This window comes from Streptomyces sp. 8P21H-1, assembly GCF_013302945.1.
In genome coordinates this window covers 1-4644 of the sequence record NZ_JABTYA010000133.1, presented here as the reverse complement: position 1 = coordinate 4644, position 4644 = coordinate 1, and the positions used below count along the sequence as shown (strand labels likewise).

The following is a 4644-nucleotide window of genomic DNA, read 5'->3' as shown; positions in this document are numbered from 1 at the left end:
ACGGCCGGCTGGGCGGCGGCGCACCGCGACGCGCTGCGCGCCGTGGTCGCCGGGCACGGCAGCCTCATGGTCCGCGGTCTGGGACTGAGCGACCCGGACACCACCGCGGACGTCTTCCGGCGCCTGGCCGACGACCTGATGCCGGACCGGGAGTCCTTCGCGCCCCGGCGGACGTACGCGGACGGCGTGTACTCCTCGTCCAAGTGGCCGCCCAACCAGCCGATGTGCATGCATCACGAGCTGAGCTACGCCCTGGAGTTCCCCCGCCTCATGCTGTTCGCGTGCCTCGACGCGCCGGACGGTGGCGGCGCCACCGCGGTCGCCGACGCGGCGGCCGTGCTGGACGCGCTGCCCGGCGCCCTCACCGAGCGGTTCGTGCGGGAGGGCTGGCTGCTCACCCGCACGTACAACGACGAGATCGGGGCCACGCTCACCGAGGCCTTCGGCACCGCGGACCGCGCCGCCGTGGAGCGCTACTGCCGGGCCCGCGCGATCGAGTTCGCCTGGCAGGGCGACGGCTCCCTGCACACCCGGCAGCGCCGTGCGGCGGTGGCCCGCCACCCCGTCACGGGACAGCACTGCTGGTTCAACCAGATCGCCTTCCTCAACGAGTGGACGATGGACCCCGAGGTCCGGGAGTACCTGGTGGACGTCTACGGGCCCGACGGGCTCCCCTTCAACACCCGCTACGGCAACGGCGGCCCGATCGGCGAGGACATCGTGCGGCGGATCAACGAGGTGTACGAGGCGCACACCCTGCGCGAGCCGTGGCGCTCCGGCGACCTGCTGCTCGTCGACAACATCCGCACCGCGCACAGCAGGGAGCCCTTCGAGGGGCCGCGCGAGGTACTCGCCGCGCTGGCCGATCCGGTCCGGTTCACCGACGGCGCACCGACGACCGGAGCGAGGACCGCATGACCGGCACGGACCCTACGACCGGCACGGACCGCACGGCACAGCCGGCGCCGGGGGCGCTCACCCCTCCCCCGTTCACCGTGATCTCCGGGACCCAGGTGCAGCAGGCACTGGAAGGGCAGGAGGCCCGGATCGCGGACCTCGTCGAGGAGGTGTACCGGCTGCACGGGGAGGGCGACTCGGTGAACCCGCCCTCGTACTTCCTGCGCTTCCCGGACCGCCCCTCGTCCCGGATCATCGCGCTGCCGGCGTCGATCGGCGGCCCGGTCCGGGTGGACGGCCTGAAGTGGATCTCCAGCTTCCCCGGGAACACGGCGGCCGGGCTGCCGCGCGCCTCGGCCGTGCTGATCCTCAACGACCACGACACGGGCTACCCGTTCGCCTGCCTGGAGAGCTCGATCATCAGCGCCACCCGGACGGCGTCCTCGGCCGCCCTCGCGGCCGACCGGCTCAGCCGCGGCCGGGCCCGCCCGGCCCGCGTCGGCTTCGTCGGCACGGGCCTGATCGCCCGCTACATCCACACCCATCTGACGGCCACCGGCTGGTCGTTCGAGGAGACCGGGGTCTTCGACCTGTCCGCGGACAGCGCGGCCGGCTTCGGCGGCTATCTGGAACGCTCGGGCGCCGAGGGCCGGATCACCGTGCACGACGGTGCCGAGTCGCTGATCCGCTCCAGCGACCTGGTGGTCTTCGCCACCGTGGCGGGCGAGCCGCACGTCCACGACCCCGGCTGGTTCGGCCACGCCCCGCTGGTGCTGCACGTGTCGCTGCGCGACCTGGCACCCGAGGTCCTGCTCGCCTCGGCCAACTTCGTCGACGACGTCGAGCACTGCCTGAAGGCGGAGACCTCGCCGCACCTGGCGGAACGGCTCACCGGGGGCCGGGACTTCCTCGACGGCACGCTGGACGACGTGCTGTGCGGGCGGGTGGACGTACCGGCCGACCGGACGGTGGTCTTCTCGCCCTTCGGCCTCGGGGTCCTGGACCTCGCGGTCGGCAAGTTCGTCCACGACGAGGTGGCCCGGCGGGGCGAGCCGCACGTCGTGGACGGGTTCTTCCACGAACTGCGCCGGTACGGCTGACCGGCGGGGCGCCGTGCCGCACGGGACGCGGGCACGGCGCCGCACGAAGGCCGCATGAGGAGGGGGACATCATGCCCGTCATATCCGATCCTTCGGAGTTCAACGAGGACGAGCTCTACGTCGACCTGCGGGCGACGCTGGGGCTTGCGCTCTTCCTGAAGTGCGAGGGCTTCAACTTCGCCGGGTCGATCAAGATGAAGGCGGCCACCGAGATGGTGGACGCCGCCGAGCGCGGCGGCGCCCTGCGCCCGGGGTCCGTCCTGGTCGAGTCGTCGTCCGGGAACCTGGGCGTGGCGCTGAGCGTGCTCGCCGCGAGCCGCGGCTACGGGTTCCTGTGCGTGACCGACGCGCGCTGCAACCCGGCCACCCGGCGGATGATGGAGGCGCTGGGCAGCGTGGTCCACGTCGTGGACGAGCCCGCCCTGCACGGCGGCTTCCTGGGCGCCCGGATCGCGTACGTGCGCGCCCTGTGCGCCGCGGACGACCGGTACGTCTGGCTCAACCAGTACGCCAACCAGGGCAACTGGCGGGCGCACTACCGCACCACGGCGCCGTCCATCGCCCGCCGCTTCCCGGACCTGGACGTGCTGTTCGTCGGGGCCGGCACCACCGGCACCCTGATGGGGTGCGCGCGCTGGTTCTGGCAGTGGCGGCGCCGGGTGCGGATCGTCGCGGTGGACAGCGTCGGCTCGGTGACCTTCGGCGGGCCCGCGCGCCCCCGGGTGATCCCCGGCCTGGGCATGGGCGTCCGTCCGCCGCTGCTCGACAGGTCGTACGTCGACGACGTGGTGCACGTGGAGGAGGCGGACACCGTCCTCGTCTGCCGCCGGCTGGCCGCGCGGGGGTTCCTGTTCGGCGGCTCCACCGGCACGGTGGTGAGCGGGGCGTCCGCCTGGCTGGACCGGCACGGGGACCGGGACCTCACATCGGTGGCCATCGCCCCCGACCTCGGCGAGCGCTACCTCGACACGGTCCACAGCCCCACCTGGTCCGCGAGCCCGCACCAGGCCGGGGACACGCTCGGCTCCGGCGACCTGGCCGCCCTCTCGCGCCCGGCCTGAGGCGGACGACGGCGCACCGGCGCACGGCACGCGGAGGGGTGCGGCGGGAGTTTGGTGACGATCGCCGCACCGCGGGTAGGTTCGCATGCATGGCAGCCAGCACCCACACCGTGACCAACCAGGCTCCGCCGCTGGTCGCGTACGACCTCTACAACGCCGACCGGGCCCTGGTGGAGGCGGTCGAGCGGCACCTCGATCCCGCGCTGCTCGACGGGGCGCGCGACGAACTCACCTCCCTCGGGCGCACGTCCGGTTCCGCCCAGGTGCAGAAGTGGGGGGAGCTGGCCAACGAGAACCCGCCGAGGCTGCGCACCCACGACCGCTACGGCGAGCGCCTGGACGAGGTCGAGTTCCACCCGTCCTGGCACCGGCTGCTGGGCAAGGGCGTCTCGGCGGGGCTGACGGCCGCCTGGTCGCGGCCCGGCGGGCACGTGCGGCGCGCGGCCGGCTTCCTGGTGTGGAGCCAGGTCGAGGCGGGCAACGGCTGTCCGCTGTCGATGACGCACGCGGCGGTGCCCGCGCTGCGCGCCGACCCGGCGCTGGCGGCCGAGTGGGAGCCCCGGCTCACCTCCACGGTCTACGACCAGGACCTGCGCCCGGCCGCCCGGAAGGCGGGTGTGCTCTTCGGGATGGGCATGACGGAGAAGCAGGGCGGCAGCGACGTCCGCGCGAACACGACGTCCGCGCGCCCGCTCGCCGAGGACGGGACGTACGAGCTGACGGGCCACAAGTGGTTCTGCTCGGCCCCAATGTCGGACGGCTTCCTGGTGCTGGCGCAGGCGGGCCCGGCCGGGCGGGAGGGCCCGACCTGCTTCCTGGTGCCGCGCGTGCTGGCGGACGGCACCCGCAACGTCTTCAGGATCCAGCGGCTCAAGGACAAGCTGGGCAACCGGTCGAACGCCTCCGCGGAGGTCGAGTTCGACGGGACCTGGGCGCGCCGGGTCGGCGAGGAGGGGCGCGGGGTGCGCACCATCATCGGGATGGTCGCGGCGACCCGGCTCGACTGCGTGCTCGGCTCGGCGGCGCTGATGCGGCAGGCCGTCGCGCAGGCCGTGCACCACTGCACGTACCGCGAGGCGTTCGGCGGCAGGCTGCTCGACAAGCCGCTGATGCGCAACGTGCTGGCGGACCTGGCCCTGGAGTCCGAGGCGGCGACGACCCTCGGGCTGCGCCTCGCCGCCGCGTACGACGACGGCGGCGAGCGGGAGCGGGCCTTCCTGCGGCTCGCGGTGCCGGCGGCGAAGTACTGGGTGACCAAGCGGTGCACACCGGTCGTGGCGGAGGCGCTGGAGTGCCTGGGCGGCAACGGGTACGTGGAGGAGTCCGGCATGCCGCGGCTGCTGCGCGAGTCGCCGCTGAACTCCATCTGGGAGGGCGCGGGCAACGTCCAGGCCCTCGACGTGCTGCGGGCGCTCCAGCGGGAGCCGGCGGCCCTGGACGCGTACCTCCGGGAGGTCGGCCTGGCGCGCGGCGCCGACCACCGGCTGGACGGCGCGATCAAGGACCTGCTGACCGACCTCGCCGACCTGGACGGCGCCGAGGGGCGCGCCCGGCGGCTGGCCGAGCGGATCGCCCTGGTGCTCCAG

Annotated in this window: 4 protein-coding genes; all 4 read left to right on the top strand. The window is 74.0% G+C overall.

Annotated features, from left to right (window positions below; genetic code table 11):
• Positions 1–918: TauD/TfdA family dioxygenase (locus HO151_RS02405; RefSeq protein ID WP_173894475.1), on the top strand; the 918-nt coding region annotated here is incomplete at its 5' end.
• A complete protein-coding gene (sbnB, locus tag HO151_RS02400) occupies positions 915–1997 on the top strand; it encodes a 2,3-diaminopropionate biosynthesis protein SbnB (protein ID WP_173894474.1) in 1083 nt (360 codons plus the stop codon). The genes HO151_RS02405 and sbnB, both read left to right, overlap by 4 nt.
• A gap of 71 nt (positions 1998–2068) precedes the next feature.
• Complete coding sequence (gene sbnA, locus HO151_RS02395) at positions 2069–3058, top strand: 2,3-diaminopropionate biosynthesis protein SbnA (protein WP_173894473.1); 990 nt, start codon at positions 2069–2071, stop codon at positions 3056–3058.
• A gap of 89 nt (positions 3059–3147) precedes the next feature.
• The coding region (locus HO151_RS02390; RefSeq protein WP_173894472.1) for an acyl-CoA dehydrogenase family protein at positions 3148–4644 on the top strand (1497 nt) is incomplete at its 3' end.